Genomic DNA, 26374 nt, shown 5'->3' on the forward strand with positions numbered 1-26374 from the left:
TCACTTCACCTTGCCGAGCGCGTCGGTGAGCAGCTGGCGGAGCTGGTCGTCGGCGACACCGTAGAGCGCGGCGCACAGGCCGGCCGTCATGACGGTCACCAGCACCCAGCCCGGGACGTCACCGCGGTCGTCGCGGACACGTCGGCTGAGCAGAGAGGACAGAGGGTTCATCGTGTTCCTTCCCGAGAATTCTTCAGGGGGTCGTCAGATGGAGACCGAGGACGCCGGGGTAGAAGGCGAAGAGGACGGTCACCGGCAGGACGAGGAACACCACCGGGACCATCATCAGGACCTCCTTGCGGGCGGCGATCTCGATCAGCTCGCGGCGGCCCGCCTCGCGGACGTCGGCCGCCTGCGCGTGGAGGACGTCGGCGAGCGGTGTGCCGCGTTCGACGGCGACCGCGACCGCCCCGGCGAAACGTGCGACGAGCGGGACACCCGTGCGGGCGGCGAGCGAGTCGAATGCGGCACCGACCGGTCTGCCGGTGCGCACCTCGGCCAGCAGGCGGGCGAGCTCGGTCGAGAGCTCGCCGCCGCTTCGCCGTACGACCCGGTCCAGCGCCAGCACCGGCCCCTCCCCCGCCGCGACGGCCAGGGCCAGCAGCTCGGCCACGGTCGGGAACTCGGCGATGATCCGCCGCTCCCGGGCCTTGACCTGGCTGCTGAGGCGGTTGTCGCGGGCGAGAACCCCGACGACGAACGCCACCAGGCACAACAGCGCGGACGACAGGACGGCGCCCGGGTTCGACAGGGTGCGGAGCAGCCCGTACGCCGCGGCGACCGCGAACGCTCCGAGACCCCACAGCACCTGCTCGATCCGGAGCTCGTGCACGGTCTTCGCCGACCCGATCCGCTCGAGCCGACGTCGCACCGAGGCAGTCCCGCCGAGGATGCGCTCGACGCCGTCGGCGGTCGACCGCAGCACCGGCCCGAAGACACCGGCCGCCGCCGACACCTGCGGGCGGCCGGCCGAGCCCACGTCCGGGAGATCGCGCACGAACGGCATCACCCGCGCCGCGAGCGACGGTCGTCGCAGCGCCCGCACGCGTGCGCCGACCAGCAGCCCGCCGGCGGCCACCAGTGCGCCGAGCAGCGCTCCCCAGGCGGTCACGACAGGATCCGCCGCTCGACGGGCAGGCGGCCGAGCCGCATCATCGCGCGGTAGGCGACGAGGCATGCCGCGCCTCCGATCGCCAGCACGACGACACCGCCGGGTGAGGCGTAGCGGCGGATGACCTCCGACTGGATCGACATGAAGAGGAGCACGAGCCACGGCGCGGCGACCGCCAACCGTGCCCCGTTGATGGTCCACGACTGGCGGCTCTCGAGCTCGGAGCGGGTCCGGGCATCGTCTCGCAGGTAGCCCGACAGGTTGCGCAGCAGCCGTCCGAGCTCGCCGCCGCCGACCTCCCGAGCGATGCGGAGGCCCTCGACGACGCGGTCGCCGACGGGGTCCGCCAGCCGGTCCTTCAGCCGGTCGAGGCAGTCACCGAACCGCCCCGAGAGCTGGTGGTCGAGCGCGAACGCCTCGAACGCGTCGCGGAGTGGCTCAGGTCCACGCGTGGCCAGGGCGGCCAGCGCCTCGGGCAGCGACAACCCCGCACGCACTGCCGAGGCCAGGTTGTCCACCGCCTCCGGCCACACCTCGGCGAACTCCCGATGCCTCCGCCTGGCTCGCCCGGAGACGATCTGCACCGGCAGGTAGCCCGCCATCAGGGCGAACGCCAACGCCACCGGCGGCGTCCCGGAGACGAGCTGGACGACGAGCCCTGCCATCAGACCGCTCGCCAGGCACAGGCCGACGAACGCGCTCACCGTGACCTGCCGCAGTCCGGCCCTGGCCAGCAGCTGGGCCGTCCTCGCCTCACGCTGCGCGCCTCGCCTCGGGGCGCGCGGCAGGAAGAAGGCCGACCAGACCAGGAGCAGACCGATGCCCACCCCGAGACCGACGAGCGCTCCCATCAGGCACCTGCCAGCAGACGGTGCACGTCGACCCCGAGCCGCGTGAACCGCTCGGGATGCGGGGGCATGCCGCCCGCCCGTACGAGCTCGCCACCCACCCTCTCGAAGACCGGCGCGGTCTCGATGACGTCGCCCTCGACACGGCCCGGCACGGCGACGATCTCGTTCACGCGTCGGACGCCCCGGTCGTCAATGCCGAGGTGCACCACCAGATCCACTGAGGCCGCCACCGTCGGGACGACGAACCGCGCGCTGATGTTCTCCCCCGCCAGGAGGGGCAGCGTGCACATCTTGACGAGCGCCTCGCGGGCCGAGTTCGCGTGCAGCGTGCACATCCCGGGAAGCCCTGCGTTGAGCGCGAGCAGCAGGTCGAGGCACTCCTCGGCCCTGACCTCCCCGACGATGATGCGGCTCGGTCGCATGCGGAGCGACTCCTTGACGAGCTCCCGCAGCCGGATCCCGCCGTTGCCCTCCAACCCGGCCTGGCGGGTCTGGAGCGGCACCCAGTCGGGATGCGGGAAGCGCAGCTCGAAGACCTCCTCGGCGCTCACGACGCGGTCGCCCCCGGGGATGGCCGCGGCGAGGCAGTTGAGCATGGTGGTCTTGCCCGCCTGGGTGCCGCCTGCGACCAGGACGTTCAGCCCGGCCCGGACGCTCGCCTCGAGGAACGCGGCGGCGGCGGCGCTCAGGCTGCCGAGCTCGACCAGGTCCGCGAGCCGCACGGCGCGGAGCACGAACTTCCGCACGTTGACCGCGCTGAAGCCGCGCGAGATGCCTTCGAGCACGACGTGGAGCCGGTGCCCCTCGGGCAGCATCGCGTCGACGAATGGTTGCGACCGATCGATCCGACGCCCCGACGACTTCAGCATGCGCTCCACCAGCTCGGCGACCTGGTCGCGGCTCAGCACGAGGTTGGTCAGCTCGTGCCGGCCGTTGCGTGCGACGAAGACGCGGCTCGGGTCGTTGATCCACACCTCCTCGACGCCGGGGTCGTCGAGCAAGGGCTGCAGCGGACCGAAGCCGGAGACCCTGGCGACGAGCTCGCCGACGATCGTGACCGGGTCGGCCAGGGCGACGACGGCGCCTGTCAGGCTCCGCTCGTCGTGATCGCGTACGACGGCCTCGGCGATGCGACGCACCACCGCGCTGTCACGCTGCGGGTCGACGCCATCGCGGCGTACGCGCTCCCGCACCTCCTGGTCCAGATGCTCGACGACCGAAGGGTCGTCGACCACAGGCATCCCCATCCGGGCCCCCTCCCGAGTCGGAGCAACTGGAGAGGAACCTAGGACGACCCGTCGCCCGGCTGGAAGGGGTCAATTCGCTTCTGTGGATAACGCGCGAGGCGGTCGCGATGGAGCGCGACGAGCGCGCAGCGATCCACCGAGAGCCCGGCCCGAGACAACGCCGGTGCGAGGATGCACTGACCCGCCTCAACGGCGATCTGCTCATCTCGGCGCAGACCCCATGTCACCGGCCCGCAGCGCTCTCAGCCGCCTTGGCTAGAGATCCGTGTTTCCGACAAACCGGCCCTCCTCGCCATCGTTCTCGGACATCGCCAGGGACTTAGAGGCACCAGTCCCGTTCGGACCGCGTCCGCGAAGCTCGGCAAGTGCGTGTGCAGCGCCGCGCTGACCCAGCAGCCGAGCAAGGTGGCTGCTCGCGCCCCCCGCAATGATCACGACGGGTCGGTCCGCGCGTCATCGGCTGTCGCCTCACTCACGTGGGGACACGCCCCGGCTCGAAGAGCCGGGGCGTCGAGTCGACGCCGTAGCACGATCATCTGCTGGCGAAGTTCTGGAAGACGAGGTGAGAGACCCACTCCCAGCGCCCGAGCCCCTCATCCCACTTCTTCGTGTACTGCGGGATGGTGAAGTTGTACGTGAACTTCGGAACCTTGCCGGCCGGCACCTCTTCCGCGTACATGGTGCGGAGAACGCGCAGGGTCGCGGCGTTGGTCGAGGTCCACGTCGCACCAGTCGTACCGTAGGCCGGCCGCGTGACCTTGTAGCCCTTGCAGACCTTGACGGGGACGTTCGCGCTGATGATGCCGACATTGACGGGCACGTTGAAGTTCACCGTGCATGCCTGGCTCGACGTGAAGGCGTGCGTGGCGGCGTACGTGCTGCTGATGGCTGCGACCGACGAAGAGATTCGCTGACTCGCAACAGCCTTCGCATCCAGACGACCCTGTTTCACGGTCCAATACGACTCAGCCACAGCCGCGTAGCAATCGGCCTTGGTGTCGGCGTCCTTGATCTCGTACTTCGTCCAACAGACGTAGACGGTCCCCTTCGGGTCGTCCCCTGGGAGGGCGGGAGGTGATGTCTGCTCCTTGGGCATGCCCGCCCACCTGATCTGTGATGCCTGGCTGGTGCATCCCGTGCCCATGATCAGCGCCCCGCAGATCGTCAGCTGAGCGTTCGCAGGCTGCGTTGCGAGCGGATTCTTGCCGACCGGTGTGAGCATGGTCGCGACAACCAACCCGATCCCGACGAGAGCCACGACGATCACCGTCGGCGCTACGAATCCCCGCGTTTGAGTCATGCCAGTTCCCGTCTCCTCGATGAATCCAGCTGACCGGGGCCGCCTCCCTCATCTCGTCACAGGAACGCGCAACCCAGCCGCTGATAGAGACCTCCGAACGCCCAATACATTAAGCGCGGGATGCAAGCGTTGACGCGCCAGCCGACGTCGTCCTCCTCCTTGCCTGAGGGTGTGCCCCAATGGCCCGCCACCATGCAGAGCCCGCTCCCGCGAGACACATCGACCCGCCGCGGCAGGACCCGAAATACAGGACCCGAAATACCCGAAGGCCCCGCCCGGAAGTTCCGGACGGGGCCTACGGAAGAGCCGGCGCACAGCCGGCAGAGACGCGAGGACGCGCCGACTCGACCCCTCACAGACGCAAGGATGCGCCGACTCGGCGTCAGCGGACGGTGCCGGCGAACCAGCTGCTGGTCCAGATGGCCTCGGTGCGGACGCTCTCGCCCGGGCGAGGAGCGTGCAGCACGTAGTCGGTGCCGTGCTCCCGGCCGGCGAACAGACCGACGTGGTAGACGTGACCGCCCGAGCTGAAGAACACCAGGTCACCGCGGTGCAGCTGCGAGCGCGGGATGTGGCGGACGGCGCCGGACTGGGCCGCCGCGGTCCGCGGCAGGCTGAGACCGGACCGGTGGTAGGCGTACGACGTCAGGCCGGAGCAGTCGAACGCGTTCGGGCCGGTGGCGCCCCAGACGTAGGGGTCGCCCTTCTGGTCCAGGCCGACCTTGAAGGCGTGCAGCGTCTCGCGGCCACGGATCTCGGCCCGGTGGCGGCGCATCTCGCGACGGTGCTTGCGGACCTGACGGAGGTGTTCGCGGCGACGCTCACGCCGGATGCGCTGCCGCTCGGCGCGCGCCTCATGACGGGCAGCGACGCGCTGGAGCGAGAGGGAGTTGGCGTAGGCGGCCGGGACGACCGCGGACGGGGTGGACGTGGCCGCACTCGCGCCGGCCGGGAGGGCCAGGGCGCCGGCAGACAGGGTCGCGGCGGCGAGGAGCGCTCTGACGGCAGGGCGCAGTGATCTGTTGTTGGGCATGCGTGGATTTCCTTCCCACGCCTGCGAGGTGAGCTGTCGGATTCGGGCTAGAAGGTGCCCGGCCCGCGCGCTGACGTCAGCGTGCGGGCTTCACCCCGAGCGGCCATGGATCTGCCGCAGTGAAGAAGTGGTTCCCCCGCTCCTGCCCCTGAGTGCTCGGTCACTCGAACCGGCTCCCAACGGGGCAGGACTCGGCGTGTACCGGAGCCGGTTGTTGCTGGTGCAACTACTCGAAGGTAGGCAGGAGGCACCTTCGACCCAACTCGTCGGCGCGGATTTTACCGTCTTGGTGACGAGCGTCACACGCCGACGCGCCGAGGCACGCTTGACGCATGGCCCCGATCACATCTACTGCAGGACGGCTACTGCTGCACCCACCACGCGGGGAGCAGCGCGGCGTACAGGGTCTGGAAGACCGCGACATCAGGCTCGCCCGGCAGGTCCAGCCAGCCCTGGATCACCCCGACGGTCGCCCGTGCGACGTACCGCGCGGCGATGTCGGACACCACGTCGTCCGGAAGCCCCTCGACGTCGAGCGGCAGGTGCAGCCGGCCGGCGCGCAGCAGCTGCCGGCTGGACTCGAGGAAGTGATCGCCGAGCATCCCGTCCAGGCCGCCCGGCCCGCTGTCGGGCCCGAGGCCGCGTCGGTAGATCGGCGCGTGCTCGCGCACGTGCTCCAGCACGCGCCTGGTCGCCTCCGTCACGGCCTCGTCGGTGTCGGCCTCAGGAGCGCTGAGCAGGTCGGCGCGCAGCGCGTCGAGGTCGGCGAGCAGTGCCTGCCGGAGCAGGTCTCCCGGAGAGGCCGCGTGCTCGTAGAACGTGGAGCGGTGCACGCCGGCCGCCCGAGCCAACGACGTCACGCTCAGATCGGCCACAGGCGTGTCGCGCGCCGCTGCCAGCACCGCGGCGTACAGCCGCGCGCGGGTGCGCACCTGCCGTGCGTCCATCGGCGATCCCTCCTGAGTGGCCCGGGGAAGATTCCGAGCCTATCCGACGTTTGTAGGTTATAGATCCGACAAACGTCGGATAACTGGAAGGAGAATCATCATGGCCACCTACGACGTCGCAGGACGTTCAGCGATCGTCACCGGCGGTGGGTCCGGCATCGGCCGGGCCGTCGCACTCCTGCTCGCCGCCAACGGGGCGTCCGTCCTCGTGCATGACGTCCGCCAGGAGAGCGCCGACGCCGTCGTCGCCGAGATCGTCGAAGCGGGCGGCACGGCGAAGGCGTTCGTGGGCGACGCGTCCGACCCGGAGATCGCCGTTGCGGCGGTCGCGGCCGCCGAGGAGCTCGCTCCCCTGCGGATCGCGGTCAACAACGCCGGCATCGGCGGCGCCAACGCCCCGGTCGGCGAATACCCGATCGACTCCTGGCGCTCGGTCATCGAGGTCAACCTCAACGGCGTCTTCTACGGGATGCGCGCGCAGATCCCGGCGATCACCGCGAACGGCGGCGGGGCCATCGTCAACATGGCCTCGGTGCTGGGCTCGGTCGGCATCGCCGGCTCGTCGGCGTACGTCACCACCAAGCACGGGCTGCTCGGCCTGACCAAGAACGCGGCACTGGAGCACGCGGCGGACGGCGTGCGCGTCACCGCAGTCGGCCCGGGCTTCATCCACACGCCCCTGGTCGACGCGAACCTCGACGCGGCGGCGCAGCAGTTCCTCGCCGAGAAGCACGCGCTCGGTCGCCTCGGCAACCCCGACGAGGTCGCGAGCCTAGTCGCGTTCCTCGCCTCCGACGCCGCCTCGTTCATCACCGGCAGCTACCACCTCGTCGACGGTGGGTACGCCGCCCAGTAGGCGCGTCAGACCAGGTCGACGAGGTCCGCGACCGAGTCGACGACCCGGGTGGGGCGGTAGGGGAACATCTCGACCTGCCCCGGCCGGGTCGACCCCGTGAGGACCAGGCAGGTCTGCAGACCCGCCTCGAGGCCGCTGACGATGTCGGTGTCCATCCGGTCGCCGACCATCGCGGTGGTCTCCGAGTGCGCCTCGATCCTGTTGAGCGCGGAGCGCATCATCAGCGGGTTCGGCTTGCCGATGAAGTACGGCGTCCGGCCGGTCGCCGTCGAGATGAGCGCGGCGACCGAGCCGGTCGCGGGCAGCATCCCCTGGTGCGACGGACCCGACGCATCGGGGTTGGTCGCGATGAACCGCGCGCCGTCGGCGATCAGCCTGATCGCCTTGGTGATCGCCTCGAACGAGTAGGTGCGGGTCTCCCCCAGCACGACGTAGTCGGGGTCGCGGTCGGTCATCACGTAGCCGATGTCGTGCAGAGCAGTGGTCAGCCCCGCCTCGCCGACGACGTACGCCGTGCCGTCGGGGCGCTGGTCGGCGATGAACTGTGCCGTCGCGAGGGCCGACGTCCAGATCGCCTCCTCGGGCACGTCGATGCCGCTTCCGAGGAGCCGGGCGCGCAGGTCGCGCGGCGTGAAGATCGAGTTGTTGGTGAGCACGAGGAAGCGGCGGCCGGAGCCCTTGAGCTTCTCGATGAACTCCTTGGCGCCGGGGATCGGCACCTCTTCGTGGACCAGGACGCCGTCCATGTCGGTCAGCCAGGTCTCCACCGGTCGCAGCGTCATGGCGCACATCCTGCCGCAGAGCCCGTCAGTGGGTCACCGACGCGGCAGGACGATGTCGAGCCCACGGTCGTGGTACTCGCCCTGGACCCGCCCGCCGAGCGCCGTCACCACGGCCCGCGCGCGGAGGTACGTCGAGTCTGGCCCCTTCCTCCGGACCGGGCTGCGCGGCCCGTCGGCCGCGCTGATCCGCAGCTTGAGCGCCCCGCTGTCGGTGGCCTCGTAGACGAGCCTGACCGAGCCGCGGCTGCGGTGCAGCACGTCGACGAGCAGGAGCTCGTGGATGTGCTCCAGCGGCCCCGCCGTGTACGTCGTCTCGAGGTCGCCCTCCACCGCGGCCGTCAGCGCGCGGTCGTGGTGCGCGAGCTCGTCCGCCCAGCGCTGCGCGCAGGTGGTGGCGAGCTCGCGCAGGGGCAGCGCGACGCCGCGCCCGCCCGGCCGTCGAGCGATCCCGACCAGCTCGCCGGTGACGGCGTCGAGCTCGTCGATGCGCTGCACGCAGCGCTCGATGGTGAGGCGCACGTCGGCCCCGATCTCGCCGCTCAGTGCGAGGTCGTCGAGCTCGAGCCGCAGCGACGTGAGCGGGGTGCGGAGCAGGTGGGAGGCCTCTTCCGCGAAGGCATGCTCCTGCTCGAGCCGGTCCTGGAGCTGCGCCGCGCTGGTGCGCAGAGCATCGCCGATCTCCTTGGCCTCCGGCACACGGGTCCGGGGCAGGTCGAGGTCGAAGCGACCCCGGCCGAGGGCGCCGGCGGCGTCGGCCAGCTTCCGGAACGGCCGCGAGAGGGCCCGCGAGAACAGGTAGCCGACAGCTCCGGCGATGACCCCGAGCACGCCGAAGAAGACGATCAGGCCCCGGCTGGGCCCGAACAGCACGCGACCGATCTCGTCACGTGACTGGCTCACCTCGATGTAGCCGCCCGGCAGCTCCTCGGCCGCCCACAGGTCACTGGACCGGCTCGGGTCTCCCGTGCCCGTGAAGGCGAGGCCCTCGGCGACGATGTCGGGCTCGTTCGTGTTGTCCCAGTGCAAGACGACCCGCTTCTCCTCCCCGATCATCGACGCCAGGAAGCTCTGGTCGACCGGCTTCCCGGCATCGTGGCGCGCCTTGACCGCGGTCGCGATGATGGAGGCCGTCTCGTGGATCTCCCTGGTCTCGTGCCGTCCCATCGTCGACTCGAGCGAGTAGGTCCGCACGAGGAAGCCGAGCGTGCAGAGTCCGAGCCCGAGAAGGATGAACGCGACGGTCAGCCGTTCGCGCATCGTGCCCTACACATCGGCGCCCTCGAGGCGGAAGCCGACGCCGCGGACGGCGACGACCTTGTCGGTGACGCCCGCGTTCTCGAGCTTCTGGCGCAGACGGCCGATCGTGACGTCGAGGGTCTTCGTGGAGCCGTACCAGTTCTCGTCCCACGCCTCGGCCATCAGGCGGTCACGGGAGACGACCTTGTCGCGCTGCGCGGCCAGGACGCTCAGGACGTCGAACTCCTTGCCGGTGAGCGCGACCTCGGAGCCGCCGGCGAACACCCGACGGGCCGCGGCATCGATGCGCAGCGCTCCCTCGGGCAGGTGGCTGCCGCCGTTGTGGCCGACGGTGCGCCGCAGCAGCGCCCGCACCCGGGCCTGCAGCTCGGCGAGGCCGAACGGCTTGGCGAGGTAGTCGTCGGCGCCGTAGTCCAGGCCGACCACGCGGTCGAGCTCGCCCGCACGGGCGGTGACGATCATGATCGCGCCCTCGTACCCGCTCTCGCGGGCCTTGCGGCACACGTCGAGCCCATCCATGTCGGGCAGGCCGAGGTCGAGGATCATCACCTCGGCCGGTCGGGCGGCGAGCTGGTCGAGTGCCTCCTGGCCGGTGTCGACCCGCTGGACGTGATAGCCCTCCCGCTCGAGGGTGCGGACCAACGGGAAGGCGATGTCCTCCTCGTCCTCCACGATCAGCACGCTGTGAGCCATGCCCGGAATGTTAAGTGAGGGCGCGCGTCGGTGAGACCGGAATGCCACAGCCGGGTCACGAATCGGTGACGGGCGGCTCGTCCCGGTGACGGGTGATGCGCCGACGCTGGCGGGCGCGACCGACGTCGGCGCCCACGGCGAGCAGGACGGCCAGCATCGGAACGCTGACGAGCATCACCCACATGGTCGGCCGGACGCCCGCGATGAACGGGTAGCCGACGTACGGGATGTGCGCGACCACGCGGGAGTGACGCCCCGTCGGCGAGAGCACCCACGGGTCGGTCCCGGTGCCGTCGCCGCTGGTCAGGATCCCGTCCGGAGTGTCCCTGACGACCCGGCGGGTGACGTACGGCGCGTCGGCCGGCGTCCCCGGGGGCCGGAAGGTGATCACGTCACCGACCTCGATGTCCGGCGCCGGGACGCTCTCGGCGAAGGTCAGAGAGCCGCGCGGCACGCTGTTGCCCAGCGCATCGCTCGTGACGACGTAGCGCTGCAGGCCGAGGACCGACGGCAGCACGACGAGCAGGGCGAGCGGAGCGAACACGGCGACGGCGACGAGTGGCCACAACCGCCCCATCAGCGACGGCCGCGCAAGAACGGGCGTCAGCTCCATGGCGGCCTCCCTCGCGATCAACAGCCCCCTGTGCAACAACTCGTCGGGCCCGCAGTCTACGTGACGTCCGACGTCCAGCACCCCACATCCACGGCCTGACCAAGGCGCGGACGACTAGGCCACGCCGAACACGTCACCGAGCCGTTCGACCCGCTCCAGGACCTCGGTGAAGGTCATCTGCTCGAGCCCGAGCGGGTCGGCCGCGCCCTCCTCCACCTCGTCCCAGGTCACGGGGGCGGCCACATAGGGACGCTCCTTGCCGCGCAGCGAGTACGGCGAGATGGTCGTCTTGCTCCCGGCGTTCTGCGACCAGTCGAGGAAGACCTTGCCGCCGCGACGCGACTTCGTCATCGTCGCGGTCACGAGCTTCGGGTGGGCGGCCTGCAGCTCCTCGGCGACCTCCTTGGCCAGCGCGGTCGTCTCGTCGCTGGACAGCGGCTCGTCGAGGCCGGCGTACAGGTGCAGGCCCTTGCTCCCGCTCGTCACCGCGTACGCCGACAGGCCGCGCGCGTCGAGCCGCTCGCGCACCATCAGCGCGACCGTGCAGCACTCGTGCAGCCCGGCCGGCTCGCCGGGGTCGAGGTCGATGACGACCCGGCTGGCGCCCTGCGGTCGCGCGTCCTCGTCGACCGTCCACTGGTGCACGTGCAGCTCCAGGGCCGCCAGGTTGACCAGCCACGTCAGCGTGGCGAGGTCCTCGACCAGCGGGAAGGTGAGCGTGCCGTCCTGCTTGCTCGCCGTGCGCGAGCCGGTGGTCGGCACGGTGACCGTGCGGACCCAGCCCGGCGTGCCGGCCGGGACGTTCTTCTCGAAGAAGCTGCCCTCGGCCACGCCGTGCGGCCAGCGGATCCGGGTGACCGCGCGGCCGTGCAGGTGCGGCAGCAGCACCGGCGAGATGCGGGCGTAGTAGTCGAGGACCTCGCCCTTCGTCGTGCCGGTGCGGGGGAAGAGCACCTTGTCGAGGTTGCTCAGCCGGAGGGTGCGGCCGTCGACGGCGACCCGGACATCCTCACTCATGGGGTGATCATGCGCCGATCGCGATCACGGGGTGGTGCTGGGGCGACAGGCGGCGGTAGAGCATCTGCAGGAACGAGCGCGGTGCGCTCACGCAGCCGGCGGTCGCCCCCCTTCCGTTGACGTGCAGGAAGATGGCGAAGCCGCGATGCCTCACCTGCTCGGCGTTGAAGCCCGTGGCGAAGGCGTACTCGTACTGCGAGCGATGTGCCAGCAGCCGCTCGGAGCCGTTGTCGTCACTCTCGGGCAGCCACCAGCGGAAGCCGCCCGCGGCCTTGTTGCGCAGCTTGTTGTAGAAGCGCGAGGAGTTGTCGCCGACCCAGTAGTCCCCCGAGCGGATCCGGTGGTAGGCCATGTCCCAGCCGGGACGGCGGTGGTGGGTCCCGAAGGCGAACGGCAGGTCGAACGTGCCGGCCGGCGTCGTGCCGTCGCCCTGGTGACGCTGGGTGGAGCGGCTGAGCCCGCCGTAGCCGATCCGGCCGTCGCTGGTCGAGAAGCGCTTGGTCCAGCGACCGTGCTCGCGCACCCAGAGCGTCACACGGGCGTGGTAGCCGTGGGTGCGGTTGGCCGTCACGACCTGGCTGGTGCCGGGTCGCAGCCGGACGGTGACGCCGTCGAGCCGGACGCTGGCCGCGTCGGCGGGCACCGTCAGCAGGCCGATGAGCAGTGCCGGCAGCAGGACGGCCGCCGCAGCGATGAGTCGCATCAGGTCTCCAGATCCGCCGGGCTCAGGTCGGTCCTCACGCCCTGGTAGGAGGGCTGTCGGAGCCGCCCGTCCTGGCCCGGTCTCGGCGGACGTCCGTGGGTGTCCACGTCGACGACCACGAGCGGCTCGACCCAGTGAGTACCCACTGCGTCGAGCCGGGGCACCTCGTCGACGAACGGGCAGTCCGCCCCCGGCGAGAGCAGGGCCTTGAGCGGAGCGCTCTCACGGGGGCCGATGCCACTGCCGACGCGCCCCCGGAACACCAGCCCCGCAGGCGTCACCTCGCCGACCAGCAGCGCCCCGAGCCGGTCGGTCGTGCCGGTCTGCGGCCGCCAGCCGCCGACGACGAACGACCCGCGGAAGCGGTGCGGGAACTTGCGCCACGCGTGGGTCCGCTCGCCGGGACGGTACGTCGAGTCGAGCCGCTTGCTGACGATCCCCTCCAGCCCCTGCTGCCTGGTCGCGTCGAACAGCATCGCCCCGTCGTCGTACGACGCGGGGACCTGCCAGCCGCCGAGGTCGACCTGCTGCAGCAGCTCCCGGCGCTCGGCGAGCGTGCGGTCGAGCAGCATCCGGCCGTCGAGCCGGAGGAGGTCGAAGACCATGTACGTCGCCGGCACCCGTGTCGCGAGACGCGCGGCCGCCGCCCCGCGGACGTGGATGCGCTCCCCCAGCGTGCGGAAGTCCGGCAGTCCCTCGGCGTTCAGCCCGATGATCTCGCCGTCCACGAGGAGGTCGCGCTCCGGGCCGACCGCCGTGACGTCCGGCCAGGCGGTGGTGGCGACGTTCTCGTTGCGCGTCGTGAGCAGCGTCCCGCCGGTGGAGACGTCACCGAGCATCCGGACACCGTCCCACTTCACCTCGTGCGTCCACGCGTCGCCGCTGGGCACGTGGTCGCCGGGCGACGCGAGCATGGGACGCATGGGGCCATCCTGTCGCACGGGCCTGTCGCAGGGACCGCCGCACGGGCCGAGCCTCAGCCGGTCTCCCCCGGGCTGGACTCCTCCGGGGAGGACTGCGGCTCGCCGACGGCGGTGACCGTTCTGCGCTGCAGGTCGGCGAGCACGGACGCCATCCCGCCGGTGGCGTGGAGCCGACGCAGGCGATCGCACTCGGACTCGCAGAACAGGCGCCCGGCGAGGTCCTCCAGCGGCGCCGACGACGCCACCTGGCGCACAGCGTCGCGGGCGCTGTCGATGGCCTCGAGCGCGATGGAGCGCAACGGACGCACCCGTCCGTCCACGTCGACGATGCGGGCGTCCACCCCGTACCTGACCGCGCGGAAGTCGTTCTCCTCGAGGACGGCGGTCGGCAGGTCCTCCTCCGGCGGGCTCTCGGCGGCGGCGATGGCGAGCCCCTGGATCAGCGTGATGAGCCCGGCGGCCCTCTCGAGCGAGCACTGGGCGTCCATCACCCTGACCTCGACGGTGCCGAAGCGAGGGTGCGGTCGCAGGTCCCACCACACGTACGTGTGGTCGGGCGCCTCGGCTGCGGCGATCTGCTCGCTCGCGAGCGCCTGGTAGTCCTCATAGCTCCGCAGCACCGGGGGCGTCTCCGTCCTGGGGTACGACCGGTGGATGGCGCCCCGGGCGGACGCGAGCCCGGAGTCGCGGCCGTGCCAGAAGGGCGAGCCGGCGGAGAGGCCGCGCAGCATGGCCAGCCTGTTGCGGAGCAGGCGGAAGACGGCCACCAGGGTGACCGGGTCGGGCATCCCGACGTGGACCTGGAACGCGGCCGTGGGCGTCCTGAGGAAACCCGCCAGCTCGTCGCCGAGCGCCGCGTAGCGCGCCCCCGCCGACACCTGGAACTCGCCGAGGCCCGCCGTCGGGTGGACGCCGACGGCCACCGCCGACTGGCCGATGCCCACGAGCGAGCGCCGCGACTGCGACAGCGAGCGGACGACGGCGTCCGCGTCCGCGCAGACCGGCGTCGCGAACTCGATCTCGTTGGCGAACAGCTCGGGCGACACCGCGAACGGCGGGTCCGTGGCCCCGCGCAGCCTCCTGATCGTCTCCGCGGCACCGACCGCCCTCGGCCCGCCGTCGGGCGCGGTGAGGATCACCTCGTCCTCCGCGCCGACGGTGAAGGCGCCCCCCGGACGAAACGGCGGAACGGTCACCGGCACCAGGTGTCCCATGCCGGTCATCATGCGTGGGCGAGCGCGATCCGGCCAGAGGCGCAGGGCCGAATCACCCGATACGGGCCGGGTGCGCGGCGTCAGCGGCGCCGCGCGAGCGTCTCGGCGACGATGGCGGCATCCGCTCCGACGCCCCACATCAGCGAGGAGCGGCGGTTGCGTAGGAGGTGCACACCGCAGAAGAACAGTCCCGGGACGGATGTCGCCAGATCGTCGTCGACGACGGGGAACCCGAGCTCGTCGAAGACCGGGAACTCGATCCAGCGAGCATGGTCGGGTCGGAAGCCGCAGGTGAAGATCACCGTGGCCACGCCAGCGAGATCGAGCTCGGTCCGAGGTTCGGCGTGGAAGGGCTCCGGCACGGGCAGCGCCGGTGCGTCCGGGCCGAGCTCGGTCGCCAGAAGGCGGCGAACGTCGGCGTACCAGCGATCGCCGAAGTCGACCGACTCGCTGAGGTCGTCGGCGAAGGTGGCGTGTCCATCCCGGACGCCGGTGAGTCGACCCGCGAGCGTGACGCCCTGCCGCTGCAGCGTGCGCAGGTGCAGGTCGTGGCCGCCTCGGGCCCCTGTGAGCTGGGCGTTCGGCGCGAGCCGCCACGTCGGGTCCGGCAGGTCGGCGAGCGTCTTCTCGAAGTAGGAGGTCCGCTCCAGCCAGGTCACGATGTCCCGGCCTCCTGCTCGACGCGGGAGCCAGGGCGCCCGTCCGCACGCGAGGGTGACCGGGCGCCCGCTCGCGTGGATCTCCTCGGCCAGCTGCACACCGCTCTGCCCGCTTCCGACGATCAGCACTCCTGCCTCGGCGAGATCGCCGGGGGCCCGGTAGGACGTCGTGTCGAGCACCGTGACGTGGGCGGGGAGGGCACCTGCGACCGACGGCCGGTGCACCCGGCGGTAGGCACCCGTGCACACCACGACCCGGTCGCAGGTCAACGGCCCCTCGGAGGTGTCCAGCAGGAACCGGCCCGCATGGCCTGCCGTGATCCGCTCGACGCGCACGCCGGCACGGATCTCCCCCGCGTGCGCGTCGGCGTACGCCTCGAGGTAGTCGACGATCAGGTCCCGGCCGACGTGCCCCTCCGGGTCGTCGCCGTCATACGGCGCCCCGGGGAGCGCGAGCGTCCAGTTCGGCGTGACGAGCGTGAACCCGTCCCAGCGTCCCCGCCACGAGCTCGCGATCCGTTCGGCCTCGAGCACGACATGCTCCACTCCACGTGTCTCGAGCGCGTTGCTGACGGCGAGCCCGGCCTGTCCCGCCCCGACCACGACCACATCCATCCTTCATGGTGCGCCCGGATGCGGAGGAGCGCACGCTTCGGGCTCCCCTATGCCCCGGCCGGGGCGAGCACGATGTCGAATCGCGTGCGGGACCACGTGCCATCCACGACGCGCCCGTCCGGGGTCGGTGTGCCTGCTCGCTGCTCGACGAACTCCTTGACCAACGAGTCCTTGACGCCGAACACGCTGTCCTTGCCGAGCAGGTCGTCGCCGGCGACGAAGATGTGCGTCACCAGCTCGCGGTAGCCGGTCGCGCGCACCAGGAAGTGGAGGTGCGAGGCGCGGTACGGCGAGCGCCCGACTGCCCGCAGGAGCTCGCCGACGGGCCCGTCGTTCGGGATCGGGTACGGCGTCGGGGTGATGCCCCAGAACCGGTAGGCGCCGTTCTCGTCGGTCCGGAGGTGTGCTCGGGCGGACGTGCGCCCGTCGGCGTACTGGACGTCGTAGAGGCCGTCCTCGTCGGCCTCCCACATCTCGACGTGTGCGTCCGCCACAGGCCTGCCGTCGGTGTCGATGACCGTGCCCTCGACCCAGCACGGCTGACCGGCGGCGCCGAAGGACATGTCTCCCCCGAGCGGGATCTCGGGCGAGCCCTCGACGAAGAACGGACCCCGGACGGTGGACTCGGTCGCGTGCTCGTAGGCCTCGTTGTTGACCGCGATGGTCTGCATCGAGGCGCCCAGCACGTCGGAGAGCAGGATGAACTCCTGCCGTTTGTCGTCGGTGATGCTGCCCGCCCGGGTGAGGAAGTCGATGGCTGTGCCCCACTCGGTCTGGGTCAGCCGGGTCTCTCTGATGAAGCCGTGGACGTGCCGGGTGAGGGCGACCATGAGCTCCCTGAGGCGTGGGCTCTGGCAGGCGTCGAAGGACATCACGACTCGCTCGATGAGCTCCTCCTCACGCGCCGACTGCTCGGTGCCCGCGTCCGGTGTCGCGTCCGGTGTCGCGTCTGCGTCGGGATCGCCGGTCATGCGGGCTCCTCTCCGGCCCACGCCGCATGCAGCAGCTCGGTGAGGTTCTCGGCGTTCACCGGCGTGGGGTTGTTCGCGGGCACGGCTGCCAGGATCGGTGCGACAGACGCGACGATGCCGTCCTCGGGCATGCCGTAGTCGCGAAGGGCACGGGGCGCGTCGAGGACCCGTCGCAGCGCAGCCAGGCCCTCCGCCGCGCTGTCCGCCTCGAACGCTCGGGCGATGCGCCGCTCGGCGTCGGCCGCGTTCGGGGCGTTGAACGCCAGCACGTGCGGCAGGACGACGGCATGGGTCTGGGCGTGCGGGAGGTTGAACATCCCGCCGAGCACATGGCAGATCTTGTGGTGCATCCCCGAGCCGGCGGAGGAGAAGGCGACCGCGCCGAGGTAGGCGCCGTACAGGGTCTGCTCGATGCCCTCGAGCGACGTGCTGTCGCCGCCGGCCGCGGCGAGTCCGGTGGCGAGCGCCCGGATACCCTCGCCCGCCAGCGCCTGGTCGAGGGGGTCGACTCGTGGACCCCACATCGAGTCCACGCAGTGCGCCATCGCGTTCAGCCCCGACGCCACCGCAGTGTCCCTGGGCAGGCTGGTCAGGAGCCCGGCGTCGTAGACGATCGAGGCCGGCAGCACCAACCGATCGACCCCGGTCGTCTTGGTCCCGCCCTCGGTCAGGCCCCACACGTCGGTGGCTTCCGAACCGGCGAACGTCGTCGGTACGGCGATGATCGGCAGACCGGTCGTGAGGGCGACGGCCTTCGCCAGACCGGTCGTCGATCCCCCGCCGGCCGAGACCAGGACGTCGACATCATGCTCGGCGGCGACCGCACGAGCTCGCCGGGCCACCTCCACCGGCACATGCGCCACGACCTCCACGTGCCGCACGACCACGGGCAGGCGGTCGGCGATCGAATCGACCGACGACGTCTCGCGGTCGGAGGCGATCAGCATGACGCGCGATCGGCCGAGCGCCTCGACCTCCGCCGCGACTGCTTGCCCTGCCGCGCCGGAGGCGAAGACGATGCGCTGCGGAAAGGTCTCGTGGGTGAACTTCACCGGGGCCTCCTCGATCTCTCGGTCGCTCGTCCGGTGGGTCAGGTTCGCGCGCGGTGGCGGTGCGATCCCGAGGCGTCGATGTGACCGGCTGCGTGATCCGCGTGGGACAGCGCCTCGTCCAGGAGCCGCTTCACGTGGGTGTTGGCGGCCACGTAGTAGGCGAACGTTCCTTCGCGGCGCACGTTGACCAATCCGGCGAGCCGGAGTTTGGCCAGGTGCTGGCTGACCGCCGACGGGCTGGCGTCGATCAGCTCAGCCAGGCAGTTGACCGAGGATTCGCCCTGCAGGAGGGCGACGAGGATCTTGATCCGGTTCTTGTCGCTGAGCATGCGGAAGGCATCGGCGGCCACCTGGACGGCGTCGTCCTCGGGCATCTCGAAGTCGCGGATCTGGTCGTGCACGAGGCCCAGCATAAACTTGCGTATCTGCGTGAATGCGCAGATAGTGGGATTCGATGATCATCGACCGCTCCTCATCCACCCCCGAGCGCGTGCCCCACGACGGGAGTCACCACGGCGCCGAGGCGTACCCCAGCGATCACGGCCATGACCACTCCCACGGGCTCATGGATCCGTCGATCCTCCGATCGAGGGCTGGAGTGAGGGCGGTCGGCCTCAGCCTTGCCGTCCTGCTCGCCGCCGCCATCACTCAGCTCGCGGTCTTCCTCGTCAGCGACTCGGTCGCCCTCCTCACCGACGTCATCCACAACGGCGGCGACGCCCTGACCGCGATCCCTCTCGGCATCGCGTTCCTGCTGCGGAGCCAGCGAGGGGAGCGATGGGCCGGCTACTGCGTCGTCGCAGTCGTCCTCGCCAGTGCCCTCCTCGCACTGGTCCAGGTCATCGAGCGATTCATCCACCCGCAGACGCCCACGCACCTGTGGGCACTCCTGGTCGCAGGCATCGTCGGCGTCGTCGGCAACGAGATCGCCGCCGTCATTCGTTGGCGCGCCGGCCGAAAGCTCAGCTCCCCCGCCCTCATCGCCGACGGCCACCACGCCCGCGCCGACGGCTACGTCAGCGCAGGAATCATCGTCTCGACGGTGTTCATCGCTGTCGGGGTGCCCGTCGCAGACCCGATCATCGGGCTCCTGATCTCAGCGCTGATCCTGCACACCACCTGGGAGTCCTGGGTCACGATCAGGCGAGGCTGACGACTTCCCACACACACGCCCGCCAGCTCAGCAGCAGGCGCCTGCTCGGCGTCCACGTGTGGACGCACGTATCGACGCCTGTCAATATAGATCTATGTCGAAGTCTCAGGCGGTGCTCGAGCTGACGCCGGTCCAGACCGTCGCGTGCTGCTCGCCGTTGACCCAGGAGCCGCTCAGCGGCGAAGCCGCGGAGAGGATCGCGCACCTCCTGAAGGCCCTCGCGGACCCGGTGCGGCTGCGCTTGATGTCGCTGGTGGCCTCGCACGCGGATGGCGAGGCCTGCGTGTGCGACCTCAACGACGCCTTCGACCTCTCCCAGCCGACCATCAGCCACCACCTCAAGGTCCTGCACGAGGTCGGCCTGCTCGACCGCACCAAGCGTGGGGTCTGGGTCTACTACGCGGTCAGGACCGAAGCGCTCGCCGACCTCGGGGCGCTGATCGGCGGAGTCGGCAGGTGAGTCTCGTACGCCGCGTCGCGGCCGAGCTCATCGGCACTGCGTTCCTCGTCATGGCGGTCATCGGGTCCGGCATCGCGGCGAGCCGCCTCTCGCCGGGCGATGCCGGTCTCCAGCTGCTGGAGAACAGCCTGATCACCGGCGCCGCGCTCGTCGCCCTGATCCTCGCGCTCCAGCCGGTCTCAGCCGCCTTCAACCCGGTCGTCACCCTCGTCGAGGTCGTCCTCGGCAAGCTCGGGAGGCAGGACGCCGTCCCGCTCGTCCTCGCGCAGTTCGCCGGCGGGTTCCTCGGCGCGGTCGTGGCGAACCTGATGTTCGGCCTCGACGCGGTCACCATCTCCACGCACCACCGGACCGGTGGCGGACTCTGGCTCGGCGAGGTGGTCGCGACGCTCGGACTGGTGCTGGTGATCTTCGGCTCCGTCCGGTCCGGCAGGACCGAGACGATCGCGTACGCCGTCGGCGGCTACATCACCGCGGCGTACTGGTTCACCAGCTCGACCAGCTTCGCCAACCCCGCCGTGACGGTCGCACGGATGTTCTCGAACACCTTCGCGGGCATCGCACCGAGCTCGGTCGCCATGTTCGTCCTGATGCAGGTGATCGGCGGCGCGCTCGCCGTCGGTGCCGTCACCGTCCTCTACCCCCTCGACACCATCAGCCTCCCGGATCCCGAACAGGTCCCGACCGGCGAAGGAAGCCGCCCATGAGCCAGCGCAGACCGACCGTCCTTTTCGTCTGCGTCCACAACGCCGGACGCTCCCAGATGGCCGCCGGCTACCTCGCCCACCTGGCGGGCGACCGGATCGACGTACTCTCCGCCGGATCCCAGCCCGCCGACCAGGTCAACCAGGTCGCGGTGGCCGCCATGGCCGAGGAGGGCATCGACATCGCCGCCGAGCAACCCAAGATCCTGACCTCCGCGGCGGTCCGGGAGTCCGACGTCGTCATCACGATGGGCTGCGGGGACGAATGTCCCTTCTTCCCCGGCAAGCGCTACGAGGACTGGAAGCTCGACGACCCCGCCGGACAGGGCATCGAGGCGGTCAGGCCCATCCGTGACGAGATCAGGCACCGCGTCGAGGATCTGATCGCCTCCCTCGACCTCCCGTGACCGGCTCGAGGTCGGTCACCCCTTCTGGGGGAGGTCTGCCCGAGGCCGGGCGGGTTTGGGTGTGAGCACCCGGGGCCGCACGGGTGCGCCCCGCCCACGTCCACCCGGAGGCACGCATGCCCGACTCGAAGCCGAACATCCTGGTCATCTGGGGCGATGACATCGGCATCACCAACCTCAGCTGCTACAGCGACGGTCTGATGGGCTACCGCACCCCGAACATCGACCGGGTGGCCGACGAGGGGATGCGCTTCACCGACTCCTACGGCGAGCAGAGCTGTACGGCGGGCCGCGCGTCGTTCATCACCGGGCAGAGCGTCTACCGCACCGGCATGAGCAAGGTCGGCGTGCCGGGCGCCGACGTCGGGCTGCAGGCCGAGGACGTGACCATCGCCGAGCTGCTGAAGCCGATGGGCTACGCGACGGGGCAGTTCGGGAAGAACCACCTGGGCGACCTGAACAAGTACCTCCCGACCGTGCACGGGTTCGACGAGTTCTTCGGCAACCTCTACCACCTCAACGCCGAGGAGGAGCCGGAGAGCGAGGACTATCCGAGCCAGGAGGAGTTCCCACGCCTGTACGCCCTGGCCCACCCCCGCGGCGTGCTGCACTGCTGGGCGACCGAGGAGGACTCCGACGAGGTCGACGAGCGTTACGGCCGAGTCGGGAGGCAACGGATCGAGGACACCGGGCCGTTGACCAAGAAGCGGATGGAGACCGTCGACGACGAGTTCACCGACGCCTGCGTCGACTTCATCCGGCGCCAGCACGAGGCGGACACGCCGTTCTTCGTGTGGATGAACACGACCCACATGCACCTCTACACCCACACCAAGCCGGAGAGCCTGGGCCAGGCGGGACGCTGGCAGTCGCCGTACCACGACGCGATGATCGACCACGACCGCAACGTCGGGCAGCTGCTCGACCTGCTCGACGAGCTCGGCATCGCCGAGGACACGATCGTCATCTACTCCACGGACAACGGGCCGCACGAGAACTCCTGGCCCGACGCCGGGACGACACCGTTCCGCAGCGAGAAGAACACCAACTGGGAGGGCGCCTTCCGCGTCCCGGAGATGATCCGCTGGCCCGGCCACATCCCGGCCGGGGTCGTCTCGAACGACATCGTCCAGCACCACGACTGGCTGCCGACGTTCCTGGCCGCGGCGGGCGACACGGAGATCGTCGACAAGCTCAAAGCCGGGCTCGAGATCGACGGGACGACCTACAAGGTCCACATCGACGGCTACAACCTGCTCCCCTACCTCACCGGGGAGGTGGAGAAGAGCCCGCGGCTCGGGCTCATCTACTTCTCCGACGACGGCGACTGCCTCGCGATGCGGGCCGGCCCCTGGAAGGTCGTCTTCATGGAGCAGCGGGTCCACGGCACCCTCCAGATCTGGGCCGAGCCCTTCGTGCCGCTGCGCGTGCCCAAGCTGTTCAACCTGCGCACCGACCCGTTCGAGCACGCGGACATCACGTCGAACACCTACTACGACTGGATGCTGCGGCGCGCCTACCTGATCCTGTACGCCTCGGCCATCACCACGCAGTTCCTCGAGTCGTTCCGCGAGTTCCCACCGCGCCAGAAGCCGGCGACCTTCAGCATCGACCAGGCCGTCGAGAAGCTGAACCAGCTGCTAGCGGCCGACTGAGCATGCGCGGGGCGGCGACCCGGGCCGATCTGCGTCCCATCCCGGCGCAGACCTTCACGATGGGCTCCGACGACCACTACCCCGAGGAGGCGCCCGCCTGCCCCGTCCGGGTCGACGCCTTCTCGATCGGGGCGCACCAGGTCACCAACACCGAGTACGCCGCCTTCGTCGACGCGACCGGCTACCGCACCGTCGCGGAGCGGCCCCTCGACCCGGCGGACTTCCCCGGTGCGCCGCCGGAGAACCTGGTGCCGGGGTCGATGGTCTTCACCGGCTCCGCCGGCCCGGTCGACCTGCGACACCTGAACCTCTGGTGGACCTGGACGCCCGGCGCCTCGTGGCGCCACCCGCACGGTCCACGGTCCGGACTCGACGAGCTCGGCGACCACCCGGTGGTGCACGTCGCCTTCGAGGACGCCGAGGCGTACGCGGCATGGGCCGGGCTCGTGCTGCCCACCGAGGCCGAGTGGGAGGCCGCCGCCCGCGGCGGGATCGTCGGGGCGGCGTACACCTGGGGCGACGAGCCGGAGCCCGCCGGCGCTCGGCTCGCGAACTTCTGGCACGGCGACTTCCCGTGGCGCGCGGAGACCGGCTACGGCTCGACGGCGCCGGCCGGCTCCTTCCCCGCCAACCCGTACGGACTCTTCGACATGGCCGGGAACGTGTGGGAGTGGACGGCCGACTGGTACGTCGCCCGCCGCGAGGGTGACCCCGCGGCGAGCCCGTGCTGCGTCCCGAGCAACCCCCAGGGCCCCGCCATGGAGGCGAGCCTCGACCCCCAGCAGCCGCAGTTCCGGGTGCCGCGGAAGGTGGTCAAGGGCGGCTCGTTCCTCTGCGCGGACAGCTATTGCCGCCGCTACCGGCCGGCCGCCCGGCGGCCGCAGATGATCGACACGGGGATGAGCCACATCGGCTTCCGGTGTGCCCAGCGCTCGACTGCGTGAGCGGTGCCGATCACCCACGGACATGCAACTGTTGGCGATCGGCGGTCAGTCGTGGGCGAAGGTGATGTTCGGCAGGACCTTCCGCAGCCAGCCGGGCACGTACCAGGCGGCACGTCCGGTGAGCCGGAGCAGGACCGGAAGCAGGACCAGGCGGACGAGGAACGCGTCGAGCAGGACCGCGAGGCCGAGGACGACACCCATCTCCTTCGGCGGGATCGGTCCCGAGAGCGCGAACGTGAAGAACACCGCGACCATGACGGCGCCGGCGGCGAAGATGACCCGGCCGGAGTGGGCCAGCGCGCCGACCATCGCCTCGTGCGGGTCCCCGCTGCGCTCGTAGTGCTCCTTCGCCGAGGCCAGCAGGAAGACGGTGTAGTCCATCGCGATGGCGAAGATCATGGCGAAGAAGAACACCGGCGCCCAGGCGTCGAGGAACCCCTGGGGCTCGAAGCCGAGCAGGCCCGAGCCGTGACCGTCCTGGAAGACCAGCCGTGCCACCCCGAACGCCGCCGCGGTGGACAGCAGGCTGGCCAGGGTGCCGAGCAGCGAGATCAGCGGCGCCTGCAGCGCGACGAGTAGCAGCAGGAAGCCGAGGACGAGGACCACGCCGACGACGAGCGGGGTGGACCGGTCGAGCTGCGCCTTCAGGTCGAGGTTCTCGACAGCGGCACCACCGAGGACGGCAGAGGACGGCAGATCGGCGCGGAGCCGGTCCACGGTCTGGCCGAGGCCCGGGTCGGAGGGGTCGACGGTCGGAACCGCCTGGACCATCACCAAGCCGCTGGCGTCGGAGGCAGGCATGGGCTGCATCGCCACGGCGACACCGGGATCCTTCGCGAGGACCGTGGCGGCGGCGGAGGCGTCGGCCCGGTCCATCACGATCTGCAGCGTGCCGGGGGCACCGGCGCCGAACGCCTGCTGGACCTGGTCGTAGCCGACACGCGCGGAGGCGTCCTCGGGGAGGACCTTGATGGACGGCATCGCGGTCTTCAGCCCGAGGATGGGGGCGGCGAGCGCGATGAGGATGACCAGGGAGGCCAGGCCCCAGATCAGGGGCCGCTTCCAGAGGCGTTCGCCCCAGGCGGCGAACTTCGGTGAGTGGTGCTCACCCGAGCGCGACCACGGCAGGGCGAGCTTGTTGATCCGGTGGTCGAGCTTGAACAGCACGAGCGGGAGCAGGGTCAGTGTCGCGGCGAGCACGAAGACGACGGAGAGCATGATGCCGCCGGCCATGGAGCGGAACGACGGCGAGGGGACGAGCATCACCGCGGACAGGGAGACCAGGACGGTGAGGCCGGAGAGGAGCACGGCCTTGCCGGCGGTGTCCATGGTCTGGGCGATGGCCCAGCGGCGGTCGGCGAGGGTGTGGTTGAGGTTGACGTCCCGACCGTGGTTGGTGTCCGCCGCGTCTTGGGCTCGTCGCTGAGTGGCTGATGCGCGGGCGGCGCGGTAGCGGACGACGACGAAGAGGGCGTAGTCGATGCCGAGCGCGAGGGCGAACATCATGGCGAAGTTCATGGCCCAGACCGAGACCGGGACCAGGTGGTTGATGAGCACCAAGGAGCCGGCGGAGGCGACCAGGCCGGCCAGGGTCAGCAGCAGCGGGAGGCCGGCGGCGACCAGGGCGCCGAAGGCGAGCACGAGGATGGCCAGGGTGACCGGCCAGGAGGTGAACTCGGACTTCATCATGGCGCTGAGGTTCGCCTCGTTGAAGTCGGACCACAGCAGTGAGGAGCCAGTCGGGTTGACCTGGACGGTGGAGGTGGACAGGTCCTGGAGTGGGCCCTTGAGGGCGGTTGCGACCTTGACCATCTCGTTGGTGTCGACACCGGCGCCGGCCAGCACGATGGCGGTTGACCCGTCCTGGGACAGGGTCGCGCCGGGCGTCGGCGGGACGACGTCGGCGATGCGCGGCTCGCCCTGGAGGATCCGGGTGACCTCAGCGAGGACCTGCCTGCCGTCGCCGGAGGTGACCGGACCGTCGGAGGAGCTTACGACGACCTGGATGGCCGAGGACGCGTTGCCGGCGAAGTGCTCCCGCGCCAGCTCTCTCGCCTGGACCGACTCGGAGCCGTTGGCCTGCCAGCCGGCGCCGGACAGGCTGTGCTCGACCTGGGGGGGGCGAACGCGCCGAGACCGACGATGGCGAGCAGCCACAGCACCGTGACCAGCTTGGCGTGATGGGTGACCCAGACGCCGAGCCGGCCCAGCGGACCGGCGGCCTTCCGGGACGGAGTCGGTGACCCTGCCGTGTGGACGGGAGCCGAGGTAGCGCTCATGCGGATCCGTTTCTCGTGAGGAGAGATTGGGAAGACGACGCGCGGAAGCGGCTCCGGGAAGAGGCTGCATCCCCGGCCATGTCGCACCTGATCGATCCCCCCAGGGGGTTATGTCGTCGACCGTACACATCCCCCTGGGGGGTTGTACAGTTGACGCCTCGGAGCCCGCACGACACGCAGACCACGGAAGGAACTCTTTCGAGATGACCGGATACACCCTGAGCACCACCGTCGAGCGCCCCTACCTCGAGACGGTCGAGGCGGTGCGGGCCCAGCTGGGCGAGGCCGGGTTCGGCGTGCTCACCGAGATCGACCTCAAGGCGACCCTGAAGGCGAAGCTGGACGTCGATGTGGAGCCGCAGCTCATCTTGGGCGCCTGCCGCCCGCAACTGGCCCATCAGGCACTGCAGGCGGACCCGTCGATTGCCGCCCTGCTCCCCTGCAACGTCGTCATCCGGGCGGTCGACGACACCACCACGGTCGTCGAGTCGTTCGACCCTGACGTCATGATGTCCCTGGCCGGCACGGACAGTGCCGGCGACGCGCTCCGCACCGTCGCTGCTGAGGCATTACAGCGACTCACCGCCGCCCTGACCGGACTGGAGAACCACTGATGGACCTCGAACCCACCGACATCAAGGCGATCATCACCCGCATGAAGCGCGCGAACGGTCACCTGGCCAGCGTGATCCGGATGATGGAGGAAGGCTCCGACTGCGAGTCCGTCCTGACCCAGCTCGCCGCCGTGAACAAGGCCCTCTCGCGCGCCGGGTACGCCATCGTCGCCACCGGCCTGCAGCAGTGCCTGACGAACACCGACGAGGGCCTCGACGACGTCGACGTCAAGAAGATGGAGAAGCTCTTCCTCGCCCTGGCCTGACGAGCGGGCGGAGCCGTCGTGGCACCGCCTCAGTCGGCGAAGACCTCC

General features: G+C 70.6%; 29 protein-coding genes and 1 riboswitch. Of the genes, 9 read left to right on the plus strand and 20 right to left on the minus strand.

From position 1 onward, the window contains the following. The 7 genes from ABD205_RS13175 to ABD205_RS13205 all read right to left on the minus strand — a co-directional run bounded on the left by ABD205_RS13175 (position 1) and on the right by ABD205_RS13205 (position 6489). Positions 1-171 carry a hypothetical protein gene (locus ABD205_RS13175; RefSeq protein ID WP_344045336.1) on the minus strand — a complete coding sequence of 57 codons (171 nt, stop codon included), beginning with the start codon at positions 169-171 and terminating at the stop codon, positions 1-3. Positions 172-193: 22 nt separating this feature from the next. Next, a complete protein-coding gene (locus tag ABD205_RS13180) occupies positions 194-1111 on the minus strand; it encodes a type II secretion system F family protein (RefSeq protein ID WP_344045338.1) in 918 nt (305 codons plus the stop codon). After that, positions 1108-1962, minus strand: coding sequence for a type II secretion system F family protein (locus tag ABD205_RS13185; RefSeq protein WP_344045340.1), 855 nt, complete (start codon positions 1960-1962; stop codon positions 1108-1110). The genes ABD205_RS13180 and ABD205_RS13185 overlap by 4 nt, the downstream gene beginning before the upstream one ends. Then, a complete protein-coding gene (locus ABD205_RS13190) occupies positions 1962-3209 on the minus strand; it encodes a TadA family conjugal transfer-associated ATPase (protein WP_344045342.1) in 1248 nt (415 codons plus the stop codon). Before ABD205_RS13190 ends, ABD205_RS13185 begins: the two co-directional genes overlap by 1 nt. Positions 3210-3741: 532 nt before the next feature. Beyond that, entirely contained in the window at positions 3742-4509 is a 768-nt protein-coding gene (locus ABD205_RS13195) for a hypothetical protein (protein WP_344045344.1), read from the minus strand. A gap of 382 nt (positions 4510-4891) precedes the next feature. Next, on the minus strand, positions 4892-5542 hold the full coding sequence (locus ABD205_RS13200; RefSeq protein WP_344045346.1) for a C40 family peptidase: 651 nt from the start codon (positions 5540-5542) through the stop codon (positions 4892-4894). A gap of 3 nt (positions 5543-5545) precedes the next feature. Continuing rightward, a riboswitch (cyclic di-AMP (ydaO/yuaA leader) is annotated at positions 5546-5714 on the minus strand. A gap of 190 nt (positions 5715-5904) precedes the next feature. Beyond that, entirely contained in the window at positions 5905-6489 is a 585-nt protein-coding gene (locus tag ABD205_RS13205) for a TetR/AcrR family transcriptional regulator (RefSeq protein WP_344045348.1), read from the minus strand. Positions 6490-6589: 100 nt separating this feature from the next. Here ABD205_RS13205 and ABD205_RS13210 point away from each other — a divergent pair, with 100 nt between their 5' ends. After that, positions 6590-7345 carry an SDR family NAD(P)-dependent oxidoreductase gene (locus tag ABD205_RS13210; protein WP_344045350.1) on the plus strand — a complete coding sequence of 252 codons (756 nt, stop codon included), beginning with the start codon at positions 6590-6592 and terminating at the stop codon, positions 7343-7345. A 5-nt stretch (positions 7346-7350) separates the two neighbouring features. On the opposite strand, the gene ABD205_RS13215 is transcribed toward ABD205_RS13210, so the two are convergent. The 12 genes from ABD205_RS13215 to ABD205_RS13270 all read right to left on the minus strand — a co-directional run bounded on the left by ABD205_RS13215 (position 7351) and on the right by ABD205_RS13270 (position 18245). Then, a complete protein-coding gene (locus ABD205_RS13215) occupies positions 7351-8136 on the minus strand; it encodes an HAD-IIA family hydrolase (protein WP_344045352.1) in 786 nt (261 codons plus the stop codon). A gap of 24 nt (positions 8137-8160) precedes the next feature. Next, entirely contained in the window at positions 8161-9384 is a 1224-nt protein-coding gene (locus ABD205_RS13220; protein ID WP_344045354.1) for a HAMP domain-containing protein, read from the minus strand. A 6-nt stretch (positions 9385-9390) separates the two neighbouring features. Beyond that, entirely contained in the window at positions 9391-10077 is a 687-nt protein-coding gene (locus tag ABD205_RS13225; RefSeq protein WP_344045356.1) for a response regulator transcription factor, read from the minus strand. 55 nt (positions 10078-10132) lie between these two features. After that, positions 10133-10690 (minus strand): S24/S26 family peptidase, encoded by a 558-nt coding sequence (locus ABD205_RS13230; RefSeq protein ID WP_344045358.1) that lies wholly within the window; start codon positions 10688-10690, stop codon positions 10133-10135. A gap of 114 nt (positions 10691-10804) precedes the next feature. After that, entirely contained in the window at positions 10805-11707 is a 903-nt protein-coding gene (gene ligD / locus ABD205_RS13235) for a non-homologous end-joining DNA ligase (protein WP_344045360.1), read from the minus strand. A 7-nt stretch (positions 11708-11714) separates the two neighbouring features. Next, on the minus strand, positions 11715-12410 hold the full coding sequence (locus tag ABD205_RS13240; protein WP_344045362.1) for a L,D-transpeptidase family protein: 696 nt from the start codon (positions 12408-12410) through the stop codon (positions 11715-11717). Then, positions 12410-13333, minus strand: coding sequence for an ATP-dependent DNA ligase (locus ABD205_RS13245; RefSeq protein ID WP_344045364.1), 924 nt, complete (start codon positions 13331-13333; stop codon positions 12410-12412). Before ABD205_RS13245 ends, ABD205_RS13240 begins: the two co-directional genes overlap by 1 nt. Before the next feature lie 53 nt (positions 13334-13386). Next, positions 13387-14547, minus strand: coding sequence for a carboxylate-amine ligase (locus ABD205_RS13250; protein ID WP_344045366.1), 1161 nt, complete (start codon positions 14545-14547; stop codon positions 13387-13389). Positions 14548-14627: 80 nt separating this feature from the next. Beyond that, a complete protein-coding gene (locus tag ABD205_RS13255; protein WP_344045368.1) occupies positions 14628-15821 on the minus strand; it encodes an NAD(P)-binding domain-containing protein in 1194 nt (397 codons plus the stop codon). 47 nt (positions 15822-15868) lie between these two features. Next, complete coding sequence (locus ABD205_RS13260) at positions 15869-16792, minus strand: dioxygenase family protein (RefSeq protein WP_344045370.1); 924 nt, start codon at positions 16790-16792, stop codon at positions 15869-15871. Further along, the gene (locus tag ABD205_RS13265) at positions 16789-17844 is read right to left on the minus strand and encodes a maleylacetate reductase (protein WP_344045372.1); all 1056 of its coding nucleotides are present in this window, start codon (positions 17842-17844) and stop codon (positions 16789-16791) included. Before ABD205_RS13265 ends, ABD205_RS13260 begins: the two co-directional genes overlap by 4 nt. Before the next feature lie 38 nt (positions 17845-17882). Next, entirely contained in the window at positions 17883-18245 is a 363-nt protein-coding gene (locus ABD205_RS13270; protein WP_344045374.1) for an ArsR/SmtB family transcription factor, read from the minus strand. Between the two features lie 53 nt (positions 18246-18298). On the opposite strand from ABD205_RS13270, the gene ABD205_RS13275 reads away from it, so the two are divergent. The 6 genes from ABD205_RS13275 to ABD205_RS13300 all read left to right on the plus strand — a co-directional run bounded on the left by ABD205_RS13275 (position 18299) and on the right by ABD205_RS13300 (position 23167). Further along, positions 18299-18997, plus strand: coding sequence for a cation diffusion facilitator family transporter (locus ABD205_RS13275; RefSeq protein ID WP_344045376.1), 699 nt, complete (start codon positions 18299-18301; stop codon positions 18995-18997). A 94-nt stretch (positions 18998-19091) separates the two neighbouring features. Continuing rightward, positions 19092-19457 (plus strand): metalloregulator ArsR/SmtB family transcription factor, encoded by a 366-nt coding sequence (locus ABD205_RS13280; RefSeq protein WP_344045378.1) that lies wholly within the window; start codon positions 19092-19094, stop codon positions 19455-19457. Beyond that, positions 19454-20164 carry an aquaporin gene (locus ABD205_RS13285; RefSeq protein WP_344045380.1) on the plus strand — a complete coding sequence of 237 codons (711 nt, stop codon included), beginning with the start codon at positions 19454-19456 and terminating at the stop codon, positions 20162-20164. The genes ABD205_RS13280 and ABD205_RS13285 overlap by 4 nt, the downstream gene beginning before the upstream one ends. Beyond that, positions 20161-20568, plus strand: coding sequence for an arsenate reductase ArsC (locus ABD205_RS13290; protein WP_344045382.1), 408 nt, complete (start codon positions 20161-20163; stop codon positions 20566-20568). The genes ABD205_RS13285 and ABD205_RS13290 overlap by 4 nt, the downstream gene beginning before the upstream one ends. A 116-nt stretch (positions 20569-20684) precedes the next feature. Beyond that, positions 20685-22223, plus strand: a complete 1539-nt coding sequence (locus tag ABD205_RS13295) for an arylsulfatase (protein WP_344045384.1) — start codon at positions 20685-20687, stop codon at positions 22221-22223. A 2-nt stretch (positions 22224-22225) separates the two neighbouring features. Continuing rightward, positions 22226-23167, plus strand: coding sequence for a formylglycine-generating enzyme family protein (locus ABD205_RS13300; protein ID WP_344045386.1), 942 nt, complete (start codon positions 22226-22228; stop codon positions 23165-23167). Positions 23168-23212: 45 nt separating this feature from the next. Here ABD205_RS13300 and ABD205_RS13305 read toward each other — a convergent pair whose 3' ends face one another. Beyond that, complete coding sequence (locus ABD205_RS13305) at positions 23213-25324, minus strand: MMPL family transporter (RefSeq protein WP_344045388.1); 2112 nt, start codon at positions 25322-25324, stop codon at positions 23213-23215. A gap of 325 nt (positions 25325-25649) precedes the next feature. Between ABD205_RS13305 and ABD205_RS13310 the strand changes: the two genes are divergently transcribed. Then, positions 25650-26060: a DUF302 domain-containing protein gene (locus tag ABD205_RS13310; RefSeq protein ID WP_344045390.1), complete on the plus strand. Its 411-nt coding sequence runs from the start codon at positions 25650-25652 to the stop codon at positions 26058-26060. Then, positions 26060-26326 carry a metal-sensitive transcriptional regulator gene (locus tag ABD205_RS13315; protein ID WP_344045392.1) on the plus strand — a complete coding sequence of 89 codons (267 nt, stop codon included), beginning with the start codon at positions 26060-26062 and terminating at the stop codon, positions 26324-26326. Before ABD205_RS13310 ends, ABD205_RS13315 begins: the two co-directional genes overlap by 1 nt. Positions 26327-26374: the final 48 nt, after the last annotated feature.

The sequence above is a fragment of the Nocardioides panacihumi genome (genome assembly GCF_039530925.1).
In the GTDB taxonomy this organism is placed as follows: domain Bacteria; phylum Actinomycetota; class Actinomycetes; order Propionibacteriales; family Nocardioidaceae; genus Nocardioides; species Nocardioides panacihumi.

Coding starts and splice junctions, on each gene's coding strand:
- ABD205_RS13175 (WP_344045336.1), bottom strand. CDS start 171: ATGAACCCTCTGTCCTCTCTGCTCAGCCGACGTGTCCGCGACGACCGC.
- ABD205_RS13185 (WP_344045340.1), bottom strand. CDS start 1,962: ATGGGAGCGCTCGTCGGTCTCGGGGTGGGCATCGGTCTGCTCCTGGTC.
- ABD205_RS13190 (WP_344045342.1), bottom strand. CDS start 3,209: ATGGGGATGCCTGTGGTCGACGACCCTTCGGTCGTCGAGCATCTGGAC.
- ABD205_RS13195 (WP_344045344.1), bottom strand. CDS start 4,509: ATGACTCAAACGCGGGGATTCGTAGCGCCGACGGTGATCGTCGTGGCT.
- ABD205_RS13200 (WP_344045346.1), bottom strand. CDS start 5,542: ATGCCCAACAACAGATCACTGCGCCCTGCCGTCAGAGCGCTCCTCGCC.
- ABD205_RS13205 (WP_344045348.1), bottom strand. CDS start 6,489: ATGGACGCACGGCAGGTGCGCACCCGCGCGCGGCTGTACGCCGCGGTG.
- ABD205_RS13210 (WP_344045350.1), top strand. CDS start 6,590: ATGGCCACCTACGACGTCGCAGGACGTTCAGCGATCGTCACCGGCGGT.
- ABD205_RS13215 (WP_344045352.1), bottom strand. CDS start 8,136: ATGTGCGCCATGACGCTGCGACCGGTGGAGACCTGGCTGACCGACATG.
- ABD205_RS13220 (WP_344045354.1), bottom strand. CDS start 9,384: ATGCGCGAACGGCTGACCGTCGCGTTCATCCTTCTCGGGCTCGGACTC.
- ABD205_RS13225 (WP_344045356.1), bottom strand. CDS start 10,077: ATGGCTCACAGCGTGCTGATCGTGGAGGACGAGGAGGACATCGCCTTC.
- ABD205_RS13230 (WP_344045358.1), bottom strand. CDS start 10,690: ATGGAGCTGACGCCCGTTCTTGCGCGGCCGTCGCTGATGGGGCGGTTG.
- ligD (WP_344045360.1), bottom strand. CDS start 11,707: ATGAGTGAGGATGTCCGGGTCGCCGTCGACGGCCGCACCCTCCGGCTG.
- ABD205_RS13240 (WP_344045362.1), bottom strand. CDS start 12,410: ATGCGACTCATCGCTGCGGCGGCCGTCCTGCTGCCGGCACTGCTCATC.
- ABD205_RS13245 (WP_344045364.1), bottom strand. CDS start 13,333: ATGCGTCCCATGCTCGCGTCGCCCGGCGACCACGTGCCCAGCGGCGAC.
- ABD205_RS13250 (WP_344045366.1), bottom strand. CDS start 14,547: ATGGGACACCTGGTGCCGGTGACCGTTCCGCCGTTTCGTCCGGGGGGC.
- ABD205_RS13255 (WP_344045368.1), bottom strand. CDS start 15,821: ATGGATGTGGTCGTGGTCGGGGCGGGACAGGCCGGGCTCGCCGTCAGC.
- ABD205_RS13260 (WP_344045370.1), bottom strand. CDS start 16,792: ATGACCGGCGATCCCGACGCAGACGCGACACCGGACGCGACACCGGAC.
- ABD205_RS13275 (WP_344045376.1), top strand. CDS start 18,299: ATGATCATCGACCGCTCCTCATCCACCCCCGAGCGCGTGCCCCACGAC.
- ABD205_RS13280 (WP_344045378.1), top strand. CDS start 19,092: ATGTCGAAGTCTCAGGCGGTGCTCGAGCTGACGCCGGTCCAGACCGTC.
- ABD205_RS13290 (WP_344045382.1), top strand. CDS start 20,161: ATGAGCCAGCGCAGACCGACCGTCCTTTTCGTCTGCGTCCACAACGCC.
- ABD205_RS13295 (WP_344045384.1), top strand. CDS start 20,685: ATGCCCGACTCGAAGCCGAACATCCTGGTCATCTGGGGCGATGACATC.
- ABD205_RS13300 (WP_344045386.1), top strand. CDS start 22,226: ATGCGCGGGGCGGCGACCCGGGCCGATCTGCGTCCCATCCCGGCGCAG.
- ABD205_RS13310 (WP_344045390.1), top strand. CDS start 25,650: ATGACCGGATACACCCTGAGCACCACCGTCGAGCGCCCCTACCTCGAG.
- ABD205_RS13315 (WP_344045392.1), top strand. CDS start 26,060: ATGGACCTCGAACCCACCGACATCAAGGCGATCATCACCCGCATGAAG.